Consider the following 17,164-nt stretch of genomic DNA (forward strand, 5'->3'; position numbering starts at 1 on the left):
GCGCCGCGTGCTACGGCGGAATTATGACTCGCATCCCTACCAAGCAGGAAATTCTCGAGTGGATTTCCGCGCATCCCACGCTCACCTCGAAACGCGATATCGCCAAGGCCTTTGGCATCAAGGGCTCGGACCGGATCGACCTGAAACGCATCCTCAAGGAGCTGGAGGCCGAGGGCCATCTGGAGAAGCGCAAGCGCAGCTATGCCGACCCGGACCGGCTGCCGCCGGTCAGCGTGTTGCAGGTGAAAGAACCCGATGAAAACGGTGATCTCTTCGCGCGCCCGCTGGAATGGCATGGCGAAGGGGTGGAACCCATCGTGCTGGTGCTGCCGCGCGCCAGCGATCCGGCGCTGGGGGCGGGGGATCGTATCCTTGCCCGCCTCACCGTGGTGCATGAAGAGGATCACAATTACGAGGCGCGGCTGATCCGTCGGATCGGCACCAACCCGCACAAGATCCTGGGCATCTTTCGCAAGGGGGCCGAGGGCGGCCGCATCGTACCCATCGACAAGGCGGGCCAGAATGAATGGCTGGTGGCCGAGGGCGCGGTGCATGGCGCCAAGGACGGCGAGTTGGTCGAGGCCGAACAGGCCGGGCCCAAGGGCCGCATGGGCCTGCCGCGCGCGCGCATCATCGAGCGGCTGGGCGACCCGAGCGCACCCAAGGCGGTGTCGCTCATCGCCATTCACCAGCACGGCATTCCCGACGATTTCCCAGACAAGGTGATCGAGGAGGCCGACCGGGCCAAACCGCTGGGCCTGTCCGGGCGGCAGGATCTGCGCGATATGCCGCTGGTCACCATCGACCCGTCGGACGCGCGCGACCATGACGACGCCTGTTTCGCCCATGCCGATGACGACCCCAAGAACCCCGGCGGTCATGTGGTCTGGGTCGCGATTGCCGATGTGGCGGCCTATGTCCGTGCGGGCGGCGCACTGGACCGCGAGGCGCGCAAGCGCGGCAACTCGACCTATTTCCCCGACCGGGTGGTGCCGATGCTGCCTGACCGGCTGTCGGGCGATCTGTGCTCGTTGCACGAAGGCGTGCCGCGCGCCTGTATCGCGGTGCGGATGCAGATCGACGCGCAGGGCAACAAGATCGGTCACCGGTTTGTGCGCGGGATGATGCGCTCGGTCGCCTCGCTGAACTATCAAGAGGTGCAGGAGGCCATCGACGGCGCCCCCAACGACAAGACCGGCCCGCTGTTGGATGAGGTTCTGACGCCGCTTTATGCCGCCTACAAGGCGCTGAATGCGGCGCGTGAGCGGCGCCAGCCGCTCGACCTTGACCTGCCGGAACGCAAGATCGTGCTGAATGACAAGGGTCATGTGGAGAGCGTGGCCTTTCGCGATCGGCTGGACGCGCACAAGCTGATCGAAGAGTTCATGATCCTCGCCAATGTGGCCGCCGCCGAGACGCTGATCGCGAAACGCGTGCCGCTCTTGTTTCGGGTCCACGAGGAACCCGCGCCCGAAAAGCTGGAGGCGCTGCGCGAGACGGCGCAGGCATCCGGGCTGACGCTGGCCAAGGGGCAGGTGCTGCAAACCCGCCATCTGAACGCGCTCTTGCATCAGGCGGCGGGGACGGACGAGGCGGAGCTGATCAACATGTCGACCCTGCGGTCAATGGCGCAGGCCTATTACCACCCAGAGAACTTTGGCCATTTCGGCCTGGCGCTACGGAATTACGCGCATTTCACCTCGCCTATCCGGCGTTATTCCGATCTGATCGCGCATCGCGGCCTGATCAAGGCGCATGGCTGGGGCGATGACGGGCTGACGGCGGACGAGATCGAGCAACTGGACCGCATCGCCACCCATATCTCGGACACCGAGCGCCGCTCGATGATGGCCGAGCGCGACACCACCGACCGCTATCTGGCGGCCTATCTATCGGAGCGGGTTGGCAACGAGTTCACCGGCCGGATCAGTGGCATCGCGCGGTTCGGCGCCTTTGTGAAACTGGACGAGACGGGGGCAGACGGGCTGGTGCCTGTGCGTTCGCTGGGGCGCGAGTTCTTTCATTTCGACCGCGAGGCGGGGACGCTGATGGGGTCGGAAACCGGGTTACTGATCTCGATCGGACAACGGGTGACCGTGCGGCTGGCGCAGGCCTCGCCGGTGACCGGTGGGCTGGAGTTCGAGATGCTGAGCCTGGAGGACAGTGAGATGCCGCGCGGCGGCACCCCGTCCAAGGGCAAGCGCGGGGTACGTCGCAAGGTGGCCAAGGCCAAGCACAAGACCGACAAGCTGAACCGCAAGGTGGCGCGCAAGCGACGGTGACATCGGGCAAGCCGGAGCCCCGTTTTGGCAAAACGGAAACGCGTCATTAACCGGTGGCCCTCATACTCGCTCAAGAACCGGAGAGACCGGAGCGTTTGCAGTTGAGCGAGGTTGCATGACAGACGATCAGATCCGGCTGGTACAATCCAGTTTTGCCCGTGTGTTCGCGCGCAAGGCGGATCTGACCGAGCGGTTCTATCACCATCTTTTCCGGGAATTGCCCGAGTCTCGGCAGCTGTTCAAAGGCGATTTCCCGGTGCAAAAGGAAATGTTCGCCTCGATGCTGGCCGCCACTGTTCGTGGCATGAGCGATGCGAAGAATTTCCAGGTTCTGGGGCACGGTCTGGCCCGGTCCCATGCGCGGTTCAATCTGAACCGTGCCGACCTGAAAAAGGCGGCCCGCGCTTTGCAGGCCGCCTTGTCCGATGTGATGGCTGACGGGTTGTCGCCCGAGGAAACAGCCGCCTGGAACGAGGCGGTGGCGCAGCTGATGGATATGCTGGCCGCGCCCGCCTGACCCCGGTCAGACCGCCATGCAGATGTACTTCATCTCCAGGTAATCCTCGATCCCGTGATGGCTGCCTTCTCGGCCCAGACCCGATTGCTTGACGCCGCCGAACGGCGCGACCTCGGTCGAGATGATGCCGGTGTTGACGCCGACGATGCCATATTCCAGCGCTTCGGCCACCTTGTAGACCCGGCTCAGATCCTTGGCATAGAAATAGGCGGCGAGACCGAAGATGGTATCGTTCGCCATATAGATCACCTCGTCCACGGTCTCGAACTTGAAGAGCGGCGCCAAGGGGCCAAAGGTTTCTTCCTGCGCGACCTTCATGTCCTGAGTGACGCCGGTCATCACGGTGGGCTGGAAGAAGCTGCCGCCCAGATCGTGCGGCAGGCCGCCGGTCAGGATAGCGCCGCCCTTGGCGGCCACGTCGGCAATATGCTCTTTCACCTTCTCGACCGCGTCGGCGTTAATCAGCGGCCCGGTGGTGGTTCCGGCGTTCAGGCCGTCGCCCACCTTGAGGTTTTCAACGGCCACTTTCAGCTTGGCGGCAAAGGCGTCATAGACGCCCGCCTGCACATAGATCCGGTTGGCGCAGACGCAGGTCTGGCCGTTGTTGCGGAACTTGCACATCATCGCGCCTTCGACGGCGGCATCCAGATCGGCGTCGTCGAACACGATGAAGGGTGCATTGCCGCCCAGTTCCATCGAACATTTCATCACCTGGTCGGCGGCCTGTTTCAGCAGGATGCGGCCCACCTCGGTCGAGCCGGTGAAGGTGAGCTTGCGCACGCCGGGGTTCTCGCAGAATTCCTTGCCGATCTCGCTGGAGCGCGACGAGGGCACAACGTTGAACACACCAGCGGGGATGCCCGCCTGTTCGGCCAGCACCGCCAACACCAGCGCCGACAGCGGGGTTTCCGCCGCAGGCCGGGCGACAAAGGCGCAGCCCGCCGCCAGCGCGGGGCCGGCCTTGCGGGTGATCATCGCGTTGGGGAAGTTCCACGGTGTGATCGAGGCGGCCACACCGATGGGCTGTTTCAGCACCATGATCCGCTTGTCGCGCTGGTGGCCGGGAATGGTCTCGCCATAAATGCGCTTGGCCTCTTCGGCAAAGAACTCGATAAAGGACGCGCCATAGGCGACCTCGCCCACTGCCTCGGCCAGGGGCTTGCCCTGTTCGGCGGTCAGAATGCGACCCAGATCCTCGGCGTTGGCCATCATCAGATCGTACCAGCGGCGCATGATCGCGGCGCGCTCCTTGCCGGTGTACTGCGCCCATTCCTTTTGCGCGGCCTCGGCCTGGGCGATGGCGCCCGCCACCTGAGCGCGGCTCAGATCCGCTACCTCGGCGATCACGTCGCCGCGCGCGGGGTTGGTGACGGCAAAGGTGCCGTTGTCGCCGTCAACCCATTGGCCGCCGATATAGGCCTTGGTCGCCAGCAGCTCCGGGTTCTTGAGGAGCGATTTCAGATCGGTCATTGCGTCCAGCATGGCTGAGTCTCCGCCTAGAATGTCTCGGGTGCACCCAAACAGGTGTGTCGCCTCTTGTCTATGTCCACTCGTGGGTGGGAATCAATCCAGATTTGATCAAATTATCGACCTGGGCCTCTGAAAACTACCACTTGATCGACTCAGGGGCTTGCGCCAATGTCCGCGCGGGCTCTGGCGATGGCGTCGCCTCATGCCGTGCTGCATGCGCCCACTCCCCGTCCTGAACGCCGGGACCTTTCTGCAAAGGAGGGTCAACCATGACCGCTGATTTGTCGCGTCCGGAATTCTATCGCTATCACAACGGAACCGAAGCCAGGCTGCCTTTCGAGGCCGCAGAATACGAGGCGCGTCTCGCCGGGTTGCGCACCCGGATGGAGGCGCTGGGCGCTGAGGCCGCCGTGTTCACCTCGATGCATAACATCGCCTATTACTCGGGCTTTCTTTATTGCGCCTTCGGGCGGCCCTATGCGCTGGTGGTCACCCCGACCGAAAGCGTGACGATCAGTGCCGGTATCGACGCGGGCCAGCCCTGGCGCCGCTGCCATGGAGACAACATCACCTATACCGACTGGCAGCGGGACAATTACTGGCGCGCGATCCGTTCGGTCACCGGCGAGGGGCGGGTGATCGGGTACGAAAGCGATCATCTCAGCCTGTTGCAGAAGGGCAAGCTCGACAGCTTCCTTTCGCCGTCGAAAACCGTCGATCTGTTCGACACCACCATGCGCCAGCGGATGATGAAATCTCCGGCCGAGATCGCATTGATCCGGCAGGGCGCGCAGGTGGCCGATGTGGGCGGCTATGCGATCCGCGAGGCGGTCAAGGCCGGGGTTCGCGAGATCGACGTGGCCATGGCCGGGCGCGACGCGATGGAACTGGAGATTGCCAAGCGGTTCCCCGATGCTGAATACCGCGACACCTGGGTCTGGTTCCAGTCGGGGCTCAACACCGATGGCGCGCATAACCCGGTGACGGGCCGGGTGCTGGAGCGGGGCGATATCCTGTCGCTCAACACCTTCCCGATGATCTCGGGCTATTACACGGCGCTGGAACGCACCATGTTCGTGCAGGAGGTCGATGCGGCCAGCCTGAAGATCTGGGAGGCCAACGTCGCAGCCCATGAATACGGAATGTCGCTGCTGAAACCGGGGGCGAGCTGCGCCGAGGTCACCCACAAGATCAACGATTTCTTTGCCGCGCGTGACCTGCTGCAATATCGCACCTTTGGCTATGGTCATAGCTTTGGCGTGCTCAGCCATTACTATGGGCGCGAGGCGGGTCTGGAGCTGCGCGAGGATATCGACACCGTGCTGGAACCCGGCATGGTGATCTCGATGGAACCGATGCTGACCATTGCCAACGATCAGCCCGGTGCGGGCGGATATCGTGAACACGATATCCTTGTGATCACCGAGGACGGTAACGAGAACATCACCGGCTATCCCTACGGGCCGGAATTCAACGTCGTCGGCTGAGACGGTTGCGATCCATTGCCGAAAAAGCTTTCGCCCCCTCAGGGGGGCGGAGCACCGTGCGTCACAACCGGATCACGTAGTCCTTGGTCGTGGTCTCGATCACTTCCCAAGTGCCGGAAAACCCCGGCCGCAGCATGAAACTGTCACCTGCGCGCAGCGTGATCTCGTTACCGTCTGCATCGGTCAGCACCGAATGGCCCGACAGGATGCGGCAGTATTCCCATTCGTCATAAGAGATGCGCCACTTGCCCGGCGTCGACCGCCAGATGCCGCAATAAAGCCCATCGCGCTCCTCAAGGTTCCAGGTGGTAAAGACCGGATCACCCGATAGCACCTTGTCGGGTGCGGGGCGTTCCGTCTCGCCCGCTCCCTCGGGGGTCACCGGTTGGTAAAAGCTGCTCATCGCCTGCCTCGTTCTGAATGGTTCGGGGCGGAGCATCGCGATTGGTGCTGCGATCTGCAAGGCACATTCAACCGCCTTTCCTTTTGCGCCCGAGTTTGCCACAGTTTTTCCAGTCCCGGCGCCCTAGGGGGATGTAAATCCTTGTTACATGCCATATCTAGGGCATGCATTTGACCCAAAAGGATAAAGCCATGTCTGATACAGCGTTCGAGGCAATGATCCTGGAAACGCAGCGCAAGGTGCGCGAGAGCCAGGCCCAGATCGAGGGCGTGACCAGCCGGATCGAGGCGGCGCGGGCCAAGATCGAAACCGGCGAGGCCGATATCGACATCGAGAACGCCACGTTGGAAGACGTGCATGCCCATACCGAGGTGATGAACGCCAATATCGCCGAACTGATCATGGGGCTTGACGATGTGACATCGGCCTTTTCCAAGGATTTCGACGAGATGCGCTCGAAAACCGGATGGGAGAGCTTTGTCGGCATCTTCTCCAGCGGCAAGTCGGAATCGATGCGGCAGGAACGGATGCGCACCGCCAACATCGACGACAAGTTGCAGGATCTGATCGCCAAATCCGATGTGATCGTCAAGCTGCTCGAAGGGCAGTTGGCGGTGCTGGAAGAGCAGCGCACCAAGGTGGAAACCAACCTGACGGGCACATTGGACGACCGCGAGGCGACGGTTGCGGCATTGGAAGCGGTGCGGGCCGAGATCCTTGCCATGGATCCGCAGATCATTGCGCTGGAAAACAAGATCAGCGTCGAACAGGACGCCGCCGCGCGCACCAAGCTGGAAACCGAACTGGCCGAGCTGAACAAGGCCTATAATGCCAAGGTGCGCGACGAGCAGGTGAAACTGGCCAAGAGCCAGACGCTGGAGCGCTACATCGAAAAGGGCAAGACCTGGGTGGATTCGCTGCAAAACCAGGCAGCGACCCAGATGGTGCTGATCAACAAGTTGCAAACGGATACGCAGCAGCGCGTGGTGCTCTATGACGCGCTGACCAAGTCGCTGAAAACCGCGCAGCAGCAGGACGTTGCCCACCGCATCAACGAGATCGGCGTGCAGACCGACCAGGAAGCACAGACCGCCATGGCCGCCATCGGCACCGCGACCAACCAGAAAATGGCCGACATGCTTGAGGCGCACGAGGATCACATGGTCTTTGCCCGCGACGTGCTGGAGAAGAAGGCCAAGGCCGATGAGCGCTTTGCCCGCCGCTTCGCCGCGATCGTCGAGAAGCACGACAAGAACCTGTATGGGGGCTGATCTTGGCCGACCCCGCCCACGACCATGTCGGCCTGACTGACACATTCGCCTCGCGCCGGTATTTCCGCAAGTTCGAGACGATCACCACCCATCTGCTGCGGGTGGCCGCCAACATGGAGGCCGAGGGCGCGATCAGCCGCGATGAGGTGCGGATTATCTCGCGCTATATCTCGGGGCTGCTGTTCACCTTTCGCGCGCTCAGCATGAAATACCTGCTGGTTGGGCGCGATACGGGTCGGTTTTTTGGCTCGCTCAGCATGGACAAGCGCGACAGCGGCTTTCCGGTGGCGGCCGAGCTGATGACCATGGCCAACGATGCCCAGCAGGCGGCCAGCCATCTGGCCAACATGCCCTCCGAGGCGGCGCTGAAGGACGAGATGGTCCAGACTATCCTCGGCAGTCGCGAGATCCCGACCAAACTGCAATTCGCCCTGTCACAGCGGCTCTATTACGGGGAACTGGCCCGGGGGCAACTGTTTTGGGTGCGCAACGACCCCGAATGCCACTGGATTTCGACCGAGGGCGACCGGCGCCGGTTCCTGCTGCATTGGGCGGTTTATGACAGCCAGATTAACCTGCCAGTGATCTATCTGATGCGGCTGGAGGATACCGGAAAACAGGCGCTGCCCAAGGACAGCCGCCGCTGGCCCGAGGTACAGGCGCATCTGATGGCGCAGTCGCTGGCAGGGCTGAAGCTGTTGACCATCGCCAAGGGGTTTGACGAGGATTTCGACGACCTGCACCCCAAGCATCTGCGCCGTATCCATGTCGGGCCGATGTATTCCTCGGCTTTTACCGAACAAACCGGCCCGCTGCGGGCGGTGCTGGAGGATGCGCAGGCGCCTGCCGGTCAGGACTGGGCGCTGGCCTGGACCAGCGAGGAACTGGAAAGCGAGGACGTGCGTGCGGAACGCTCGGGCTGGTTCGGCACGGTCGAGCGCGAAATCTTTGCCCTCGACCCGTTTGGCGGGCAGGGAGCCGAGACCGGGGCCACGCGCACCAGCCGGTCGATCATCCTGCCGCAGCGCCCGTTCCAGGTGCTGGCCGAACGCAATCCGCCGGGGTTTACGGATGTGCGCAAGTTCGTGGTGAGCGAGGGCGGGCAGGTGGTGCGATATTGATTGGCCCTGCCGGGCCAAGCCTCCGGCGGGAGTATTTTGAGCGAAGTGAAGACAGGGGCGTTGTGACATGAGCCTGACATCGGACCAGATGGAACTGCGTGAAGAGGCGATCCGCGCGCATTACCCGGCTGCGACCGCGCTGCTGGACGGGTTCGACCATGCGCCACGGGTGGCGCAGGCGCGGACCCCCGCCAGGGCGGAGGAGCGCTCGCCCGGCATTCCAACGGCGCGGCGGTTCCGTTCGACCACGCCCGGTCTGGTGACGCGGCGCAGCACCCGGCCTGATGGGGTGCATCTGCGCGAACGGATCGAGGCGGCGGACGATGGCGACACGCTGGTCTCGCCGGTGCAGGCCACGGTGGCGCATGCGATCCGCCGGGCGCTGGCCATCGCGCTGGCAATGGGCGAGGGTTATGGCGACCGCACGCCGCTGGGCGATCTGAAACGCGCCAATCTGGCGGGCGACCTGCCGGCGGCGCGCAAGGGCGAGTTCTCCGAACTGCTGACCGCCGAGGCTTTGGTTGTCTCTCATGTGTTCGGCAATGCGCTGGCCTATCTCTTGTCGCCGCATCTGGGCGCAACCTCGGTCGAGGTGGGCGAGGTCGAGGAATTCCTGACCGACAACGCGCAACTGGCGCTGCATGGCGCGCTGTGGGATCTGGACCAGAAGCTGGAAAGCTTCGCGAGCGACGACGCGCAGCTGATCGCCACCACCGCCGGTTTTGCCGAACAATTGATGGCAAAGGCCGCCGCGCGCGCACAAGGCGCCGGGCATCTGGGGCCCTTTGCCGGGGCCGCTTGGCATGTCGAGGCCGATGACCTGACCCTGCGCGGCTTTACTCCGGCGGCCAAGGCGCGCTCGACCAAGCTGACCATGACGTTCAAGAAACCGAACGAGGTGGTCGGCAACCATATCGCCAAGTATCAGGCCATGAAGCTGGCCAAGATGCTGATGGCCTATGATTTCGAGCGCCGCCTGAACCCGTTCGCGGAACTCGGCGGCTTCATCTTCACCTTCATGGGTGACGGCAAACCGGGCACCGGCAAGACGACGCTGATCCAGATGATGGCGGGGCTGATCGACGAATATTGCCGCAACGCCGGCTATCCTTTCCGCTATCAGAATTTCGGCATCGACAATATCGACAGCTATCAGGGCAAGTCGGGCCAGAACGCCAAGGCCTTTGTCCAGAACGTACTCGACCCCGGCGTGATCGGGTTTGGCACCATCGACGATATCGACCAGATCGCGGGCAAGCGTGGCGACCGCCAGTCGAGCGCGGGCCAGCAGGAGGTGACGGCGGTATTCATGGAGGCTTTTGCCGGTGCCAATACGGTGGTGCGCGGCAATTGCACCTTTGGCATGTTCTCGAACTATCCCGAGAATGTCGACGACGCCCTGCGCCAGCGGGCGGGCGCGCGGTTCCTGGTCGACGGGCCGCAGTCGCGCGAGGATTACATCGACATCCTGGCCCTGCTCTTGGGCAAGCGCCACGATATCCCGCTGGGCGACCATGACCTCTATGCCGCGCAAGAGATCAAGCGCGCGGTGGCCGCCAGTTTCGCCGCCCATGGCCGCCCGCAAGAGGCCGGGCTGGCGCAGGTGTGGGAGAGGGTGGGGGCGCAGGTCGGCCCGCTCGACACCATCGCCAAGCTGGGGACTTATCTGAAGGGGATACAGGAGGCCGACGAACGCTTCACCGGTCGCGCGATCAAGAACATCACCGACGCGGTCAAGGTGCGGGCGATGGATTTCGAATTGCCCGATGAATGGATGGAAAAACCCGACCTGTTCCTGTTCCGCGACTATGATGAAAAGCTGGCGATGATCGAGGAGCTGCGCAAGCCCATCACGGTGGACATGGTGGTGCAAGAGATCAACCGCTATGCGGACAGCGAGTTCCGCTATGCCGACAAGTCGGACGAGGTGGCCATCGATGGCATGGTGCGCGAGATGGGGCGGATGGAAGAGGCGAAGAAGCGGTATCTGGAGGGGAAGGGGTGATTTACATTGCTATAATTTTTTTGTTTTTTGCCATTCTTGCTATCACTCCTCCGCTTTTAGTGGTTCTCAGTGATTTTGAGGGAGGGTTTTTTGAAAAAATCGAAGAATTTATTTCGGTTTACGATGGCACCCTAATAGCACTAGGAACGCTTTTCTTAGTTTCGCTCCTTGCTATCCTCACCACGCATTTATCAAATGTTGCCGCCGATCGTAGAGAAAGAAGCAACCGGAGAATACAAGCCGAGTTAAAACTGTCGGACTTTCGTCAACTATGGATTAATGAACTTCGAATCGACTTGGCCGTGTACATGGCAGAGGTAAGGTTTAGGAAAAATAGAGAGGATCTCTCTCGCTTAGAAGAAGTGTCGACAAGAATTTTTTTGCGTCTCAATCAAAATGAAGAGGATGCGTTCAAGCTGGGTGGAATGATTGCCAAACTCGTCAGGGTAGTTCGTGCTGAGAATTATGATGAAGAAGATGAAATCGTTAGTGAGATACTGAGATTGAGTAGAGTAGTATTGAAGAAAGAATGGGAGCGCTTGAAGAGTGACTTGAGAACGGCTCAAGTCGACAATAGCGAGCTGACATGATCCGCCTCATCCAATCCGGCCTGATGTTCGGCAATCTTGTGCATATCTCCAGCCCGGCGCTGGTGGAGCGGTATAATCGCGCGCTCCAGCATCTGGCGGGCAAGACCACGGCGCTCACCGATTTCCATATCGACATCTCGGGTTATTCGCCCGAGATCGGGGACGAGCTGGGCGATCCGCTCTACCTCAACCCCAACGGGGTCAACCGGCAGTTCATCCTGCTGACGCCCGAGCAGAAGCGCGCGCCGCTCTTGAACGTGAAATTCTCGACCTCGCGTCCGATCCTGCGCGAGTTCATCGAGGCGAACGAGGCGCAGCTGTTTGCGCTGACCGCCACCGACGCGGTGGCGGGCGAACTGGTGAACTCGGTCTTCAAGCTGCGCTCGCCCGCCGACCTTTTCACCCTGCGCAAAATCGAGATCGAGGCCGACACCGTCGGCGGCACGCTGAAAAACGCGGACAAGCTGGCGGCGATGATCGAGCGGTTCAAGACCGAAAACGACGCCTGGTTCGACGACGTGCTGATTGCCGAGATGATCGGCATCTCGAAGCAGACCGGCGATATCAGCCGCAACCCCGTGCATCTGAGCCACAAGGCGCACGAGCAGCGCAATTTCTGGACGGCGCATTTCGGCGGGCTCTACCTGTTCCCCGATGTGGAGCACCCGGCGATGATCTGCGTGGGCGAGAAACCTCGCGAAGAGATGCCGGTGAAATACGTTCTGGACCTCGGCGAGCGCAACCGGATTGCCAAGTTCCTCGATTTCAACAAGTTGGCCGAACCCATTGTGCGGGCGCGCGGCATGGATGCGGCGGCGGTGCTGCGGCAAAAGATGGATTTCATTGTGATCGACACTGCCGCCGGTACCGGGCTGAACCCGGCGGGGCTGGACCAGGGCGACATCCGGCGGCTGGCGCGGATGCATGCCGACCGGCTGCCCGAGGAATATCACGGGCTGGCGCAACTGGCGCGCTGGGCCGAGAATGGCGGCGACTGGCCCCGCATCTCGGCCGATCATCCTGCCTATTTCTATGGTCTGCGGGCCGCCGACACGCCCGACCGCGACCTGGTCAACATGTTGCTGGCGGAACTGGCGCCGCTGGATGCCCGCCAGCTCTTCATTTGTCACAAGGAGCTGTTCTATCGCCTCTATGTGACCTGGCCCGAGGCCAAACGGGCCTTTGTTGCCGATTTCCTCGCGCGCGAGTATCAGGTGGACAAGGCGGGCGCGCGGACGGCATTGTTCGGGCACGAGCCGGACATGAGCGGAGCGCAAAGCCCCGCGCAGGCGGATGAACGCCTGATCGAACGGGTCGGCCCCTGGGGCGCAATACGGAGGCGATAGGGTGTTCGGACTTCTCAGACTTGTCGTTGTCCTGCTGGTGGTGCAGACGGTGGCCTATATCGGGCTGTCGTTCTACTCCCGCGCGGTTCGGCGCGGCAAGCTGGAGCGCTGGTGGGAGGAGAAGGGCAAGACCGGCGACAAGGAGGCCTTTGTCGAACGCGGTCTCAGGGCCTATGACGGATCTTTCCGGCGCAAGCTGATCCTGGGGGTGTACTTTGTACCCTGGGTGCTGATCGCGGCGCTGATCTATATCGTGAATTTCAAGTGAGGACCTGGCCATGCGCTATGTCAAATGGGTGATCATCGGGCTGTTCTGGCTCAGCGTCGCCGCCTTCCTGCACTATACCCTGCCGCAGCGCGACATCGTGCGCATCGTCAATACTTATGAGGAACGGCAGGAGTTGAACGACTGGACCCGCATCTTCTGGTCTCGGCCCGACGATCAGTCGGTGAACATCATCAACCGCGATGTGCAATTCATTCAGGGCGTGACGCCCGAAGGCCGCCCGCGTGTCTATCGCAATGAGGATACCAGCTGGAGTTGGCCGCCCTACTTCAAGTTCGACACCGCCAATCTCTATACCGAGGCGAATGACGCGATCTCGTCCAAGGATAAACCCGAATGGATGGCGGTGACCCATTATGGCTGGCGCAACGAGTTTCTGTCGATCTTTCCCAACGCGGTGGCGATCAAGCCGGTGGCGGGGCCGGACGTGCGCTTGATCCCCTGGTTCAACATCATTGTTCTTACCCTGTTGGCGGCGCTGTTCTGGGCGATCTGGGTGCGCTGGCGCCGGTTCCGCGAGGCGCGCATCGACCCGGTGATCGAGGATGTCGAAGACAGCCTCTATGCTGCCGGCGAGGCGATCGAGGAACGGCGCGGCCGGCTCCGGCGCTGGCTCGACAGCTGGAAGTCGAAATAGATTTTCGTCCTTGACCTTACACCTGCTGGAACCTCCAGAACCGGGTACGATGTCAGCACAGGAGCGACTGGTGAAACGCGCAGCTCTTTTCTTTGTGGCGCTGGCCGTTCTGGCTGGCGCCTATGCGTTCTGGTTCCGCCCGCAGGGGCAGGATGATGCCGCCGCTCCGGCGGCTGGCGCTGCGTTGGCAGCCGTAAACCTGCCGGACAGCCTGTCTGAGAACGGCCGGATCGGAGAGCGCCTGTTCCAGGCCAAATGCGTCATCTGCCATGGCGAGAATGCCGCCGGCCGACAAGGGGTCGCGCCGCCCCTGATCCACAAGATCTATGAACCCTCGCACCATGCCGACGAGGCGTTTCATCGAGCAGTGACGCTTGGCGTGCAGGCGCATCACTGGCCCTTTGGCGACATGCCGCCGGTTGAGGGGCTCAGCCGCGGCGATGTGACCATGATCGTGGCCTATGTGCGGGAGATTCAGGCGGTCAACGGCATCCGCTGAAGGCCGGGTCAATCGGCGAACATGTGGTCGTTCTGCATGATGCGCAGCGCCTGATCCCAGGGGATCGACAGAAACTCGGACAGCTTGTCGGCGTTTTCCTCGGGGGTCGAGGTCTGATGGATGCGGCCATAGCGGGCAAACCCCGCGTCGCGGATCCGGTCTGCCTCGTAAGTCATCTCGTTGCGGATGGTGGGCAACAGCCGTTCCAGCGTCGCCTTTGGGGTGCGTTCCCCCGCCAGGCCCACGCGATAGGCGTGCCCGATCAGGTAGTCGTCGGTAAACTGGCATTCGATCTCCAGCATCCGGGTAACCGACCTGTCGGAAAAGAAATCGTGCATCAGGTCCAGGTTCGACGGGTCCAGGCAGATCACCAGGCGATCTGTCTCGAAATACTCGAACAGCATCCGCATCAGGGCGCGGCGGTGCCGGGTCCGCTTTTCCAGGGTTGCCTGGATACCGCCCAGGTCAGGCAGGGGCGTGCCTTCTTCGCTGAAGAGGTATTCGATGGTCGGCACGTTCATCACCTGCCGGATCTGTTCCATCAGCCGCTTGGCCACATGCCACTTCTTGCAGACCACGATCATCAGTTCACGTTCGCGGCCCAGCGAGCTTTCGGTTTCCCAGAACCGCATGGCGAATCGCCGCCCGATCCGGCCGCGCCCGGTCAGGAACTTGAACAGGTTCCTGCCCTCGTTCGAGATCTGGAAATCGACGTTATGGGTCGCGTAGAGACGGCCAAGACGGGCTTTGAGCTCCTTGGCTTCGGGGCTGATCTTGCGTGCGAACAGGAAATCCTGGCTCAGCAAAAGATCGTAATGGTCGTTGTAAAATGTCACCGGCATCCCGTAGTCCGAAAACATCAGGAAGGTCAGCGTGCGGGTCTCGATCTCATGTTCCGGGATCAGGTGCCGGACCAGGGTCTGAAAGAACGTCTCGTCCGGAATCCAGGTGCTGGCGAAGAACCGCATCACGTCGCGCCGGGAGCGGGTGAAATCCAGGATCCATTCGATCGTGCGGCGGCGCAGGCACCACCATTGGCTACCGATCATGATCTGGATGTCCGACGGGATCTCGCGCGTCCAGCCTAGCCGTTTCTGGGTTTCGAACATCGCGTAGAAGCGTTTTTTCTGCGTGCGTTCGTTGAACCAGTGGCGGTAGATCAGCCGCTCTTCCTTCCAGCCGGTCTTGATCCAGTCGCTTTCGAAATAGTCGAAGCTTTCGATGAAATCCCGGTCGTGTTCGTCCAGGAACTTGTGCGCGTATTCGGCGGTCTTGATCGCCATGCAATCGCCCGACAGCATGTAAAAATGCGTGGCGCGCGGAAACTCGTCCACCGCTGCCTCGATGGCGTTCAGCGTGGCCTGCACCAGCGACCACTCGCCCCAGCCGCATTTGATGCGGCGGCGGGCAAAGGTGACATTGGGGTTATCCGCCAGGGCGCTGCGAATACGGTCATAATCGGCGCGCCTGGCGCGGGCGTCGAAATGGATCGACATGTAATCGCCGGCCGCGGTCAGGCGCTCGGCCTGCATGACAATGGCATCAGGGTCCTTGTGGCACAAAAGGATGTAGGCGATTTTGGCCATAACGGAAACGATCGACCCCTGTTTCTGCTCGTTGTTTACCCTGATAAAGGTGAAGACCGATTGAATAAACAGAGTAAATTTGGTTCTTTGGAGCAAACACGCCCGTTCCCGGATTATGGCGACACGCGGCACAGGAGGCAAGGCAGATGGGTTTCCCCGGCACGTGGATGACGGAAAGTGAAAGTGTGGTCTATCGGGTGGTGCCGAAATGCGCCTGCTCGACCATCGGGCAGATCATGTATTACTCGGATCACGGCACGTTCTTCGATGGCGACATCCATGATGCCCAGCAAGGGCTGCACAAATGGGCGCTCGAGGCCAGCCAGGGTCCGATCAAGCGCAACGTGAAGGCCCATAAGTCCTATGCCTTCACCTGTGTGCGCAACCCGTACACGCGGATCCTCAGTTCATTCTTCGACAAGATCTGCGGCATTCAGCGCAATGGCAAACGCTATCGCGGCAATCTGGTTCCAACGCTGGTCTACAAATACGGGGTCGAGGTCGGCGGCGAGGACGGCAAGCAGGAGTTTGACCAGATCGCCAGCTTCCGCCGGTTCCTGCTGTTTGCGCGCGACACCATCCGCTGGCGGCGACCGATGGACCCGGACATTCACTGGTCAGCCATGTCGGGCCATATCTCGACCTTTATCTGCAACGGCGGGCGCTACGACAAGATCTTCTGGACCGAGGCGTTCAACGACGGCATGCAGGAGGTGCTCGACAATATCGAGACGCCGCACAAGGTCAGGCTCGACAAGATCCCGCGCTTCAACGAAAGCGAGGGGCACGGGCCGAAGCGGCTGCATCCGGTCGAGGACTATTTCGACGACCTGTCGAAGCATCTTGTCTATGAAATCTACAAACGCGATTTCGACCTGTTCAAATACGATTTCGAAAACCCGGGCAACAAGATGCCAATCAACGAGATCGATCTGGACGAAGTGCACGCCAAACTGGGCGAATAATGCGAAACGGCCCGCCCCTAGACCTGGGGCGCGGGTCTTTCCGCCAGCATCAGAAGCTCGGTTACTACCCCGTCCAGCTCCGCCGCGTTCAGCCTGCGGCGCAGGCTGCTGCCCAGATAGCAATCATAGATCAGGTGCGCCTTGCGGCGGGCCACCGGGGATTTGTGGCCAATCGCGCCAAGAAGATCGGTCAGAAAACCGATGCGCCGGGCGTCAATCTCGTCGACCGCGTCGCGGGCCAGCACCTCACTCTGGGCCCAGAACCGCATCGGCCATTCCAGGCTTTCCGGCTGACCGAACGCGGTGCGAAACAGGGTTTCCAGCGCCGCGCGCGGATCGGTCGTGTTTTGCAGATCGGCGATGATCCGGTTGGTCGCCACATGCTTCCAGCGGGCGATCACGGCGGCATGGAAATCGGCCACGTTTTCGAAGTGATAGTAGAAACTGCCGCGTGTCATCCCCTGCGCCCGCGATAGCTGATCGGCCTTCAGTGCCACATAACCTTGCTGCGCCAGCGTCTCCAATCCGATCTCGACCCATCGTTCGGCGGAGAGTCTCGTACTGCGGGCCATGGCACGCTCCTGGTTTACATACAGTTGTGTATTTACACTGCGGTATCGGTGTGACTAAGTAAAATACATAACTGTATGTTGGCGAGTCGCCATACGGCCGGCATCTCGTCCCATGATCGAAGGAAGC

At 61.6% G+C, this 17,164-nt stretch carries 16 protein-coding genes; 12 read left to right on the plus strand and 4 right to left on the minus strand.

Annotation, left to right across the window (positions count from 1 at the left end; all coding sequences use genetic code 11):
* Window positions 1-23 precede the first annotated feature (23 nt).
* On the plus strand, window positions 24-2,282 hold the full coding sequence (gene rnr / locus G0P99_RS14570; protein WP_164131021.1) for a ribonuclease R: 2,259 nt from the start codon (window positions 24-26) through the stop codon (window positions 2,280-2,282).
* Between the two features lie 115 nt (window positions 2,283-2,397).
* A complete protein-coding gene (locus tag G0P99_RS14575) occupies window positions 2,398-2,799 on the plus strand; it encodes a globin domain-containing protein (protein ID WP_164131023.1) in 402 nt (133 codons plus the stop codon).
* Between the two features lie 6 nt (window positions 2,800-2,805).
* Here the strand turns inward: G0P99_RS14575 and G0P99_RS14580 are convergent, their stop codons facing one another.
* A complete protein-coding gene (locus G0P99_RS14580; protein WP_164131026.1) occupies window positions 2,806-4,281 on the minus strand; it encodes an NAD-dependent succinate-semialdehyde dehydrogenase in 1,476 nt (491 codons plus the stop codon).
* Window positions 4,282-4,538: 257 nt separating this feature from the next.
* Here G0P99_RS14580 and G0P99_RS14585 point away from each other — a divergent pair, with 257 nt between their 5' ends.
* Complete coding sequence (locus tag G0P99_RS14585; RefSeq protein ID WP_164131028.1) at window positions 4,539-5,756, plus strand: aminopeptidase P family protein; 1,218 nt, start codon at window positions 4,539-4,541, stop codon at window positions 5,754-5,756.
* Between the two features lie 61 nt (window positions 5,757-5,817).
* Here G0P99_RS14585 and G0P99_RS14590 read toward each other — a convergent pair whose 3' ends face one another.
* Window positions 5,818-6,159, minus strand: coding sequence for a cupin domain-containing protein (locus tag G0P99_RS14590; RefSeq protein ID WP_164131030.1), 342 nt, complete (start codon window positions 6,157-6,159; stop codon window positions 5,818-5,820).
* A 191-nt stretch (window positions 6,160-6,350) separates the two neighbouring features.
* On the opposite strand from G0P99_RS14590, the gene G0P99_RS14595 reads away from it, so the two are divergent.
* From G0P99_RS14595 to G0P99_RS14630, 8 genes are all read left to right on the plus strand, one after another.
* On the plus strand, window positions 6,351-7,430 hold the full coding sequence (locus G0P99_RS14595; protein WP_164131031.1) for a hypothetical protein: 1,080 nt from the start codon (window positions 6,351-6,353) through the stop codon (window positions 7,428-7,430).
* Window positions 7,431-7,432: 2 nt separating this feature from the next.
* Window positions 7,433-8,551, plus strand: coding sequence for a hypothetical protein (locus G0P99_RS14600; RefSeq protein ID WP_164131033.1), 1,119 nt, complete (start codon window positions 7,433-7,435; stop codon window positions 8,549-8,551).
* Window positions 8,552-8,618: 67 nt separating this feature from the next.
* Entirely contained in the window at window positions 8,619-10,556 is a 1,938-nt protein-coding gene (locus G0P99_RS14605) for an ATP-binding protein (protein WP_164131035.1), read from the plus strand.
* A complete protein-coding gene (locus G0P99_RS14610; protein ID WP_164131036.1) occupies window positions 10,553-11,146 on the plus strand; it encodes a hypothetical protein in 594 nt (197 codons plus the stop codon). The genes G0P99_RS14605 and G0P99_RS14610 overlap by 4 nt, the downstream gene beginning before the upstream one ends.
* A complete protein-coding gene (locus G0P99_RS14615) occupies window positions 11,143-12,492 on the plus strand; it encodes a DUF6638 family protein (protein WP_164131039.1) in 1,350 nt (449 codons plus the stop codon). Before G0P99_RS14610 ends, G0P99_RS14615 begins: the two co-directional genes overlap by 4 nt.
* 1 nt (window position 12,493) lies before the next feature.
* Window positions 12,494-12,760: a hypothetical protein gene (locus G0P99_RS14620; RefSeq protein ID WP_164131042.1), complete on the plus strand. Its 267-nt coding sequence runs from the start codon at window positions 12,494-12,496 to the stop codon at window positions 12,758-12,760.
* 10 nt (window positions 12,761-12,770) lie between these two features.
* Window positions 12,771-13,415: a DUF1523 family protein gene (locus tag G0P99_RS14625; RefSeq protein WP_164131044.1), complete on the plus strand. Its 645-nt coding sequence runs from the start codon at window positions 12,771-12,773 to the stop codon at window positions 13,413-13,415.
* Between the two features lie 70 nt (window positions 13,416-13,485).
* A complete protein-coding gene (locus G0P99_RS14630) occupies window positions 13,486-13,914 on the plus strand; it encodes a cytochrome c (RefSeq protein ID WP_370462792.1) in 429 nt (142 codons plus the stop codon).
* An 8-nt stretch (window positions 13,915-13,922) separates the two neighbouring features.
* Here G0P99_RS14630 and G0P99_RS14635 read toward each other — a convergent pair whose 3' ends face one another.
* Entirely contained in the window at window positions 13,923-15,500 is a 1,578-nt protein-coding gene (locus tag G0P99_RS14635; RefSeq protein ID WP_164131048.1) for a DUF5928 domain-containing protein, read from the minus strand.
* Between the two features lie 146 nt (window positions 15,501-15,646).
* Between G0P99_RS14635 and G0P99_RS14640 the strand changes: the two genes are divergently transcribed.
* Window positions 15,647-16,465 (plus strand): sulfotransferase family protein, encoded by an 819-nt coding sequence (locus G0P99_RS14640; RefSeq protein ID WP_164131051.1) that lies wholly within the window; start codon window positions 15,647-15,649, stop codon window positions 16,463-16,465.
* A gap of 17 nt (window positions 16,466-16,482) precedes the next feature.
* Here G0P99_RS14640 and G0P99_RS14645 read toward each other — a convergent pair whose 3' ends face one another.
* Window positions 16,483-17,037 carry a TetR/AcrR family transcriptional regulator gene (locus tag G0P99_RS14645; protein WP_164131053.1) on the minus strand — a complete coding sequence of 185 codons (555 nt, stop codon included), beginning with the start codon at window positions 17,035-17,037 and terminating at the stop codon, window positions 16,483-16,485.
* Window positions 17,038-17,164 lie beyond the last annotated feature (127 nt).

The organism is Ruegeria sp. PrR005, from assembly GCF_010500245.1.
In the GTDB taxonomy this organism is placed as follows: domain Bacteria; phylum Pseudomonadota; class Alphaproteobacteria; order Rhodobacterales; family Rhodobacteraceae; genus Ruegeria_B; species Ruegeria_B marisflavi.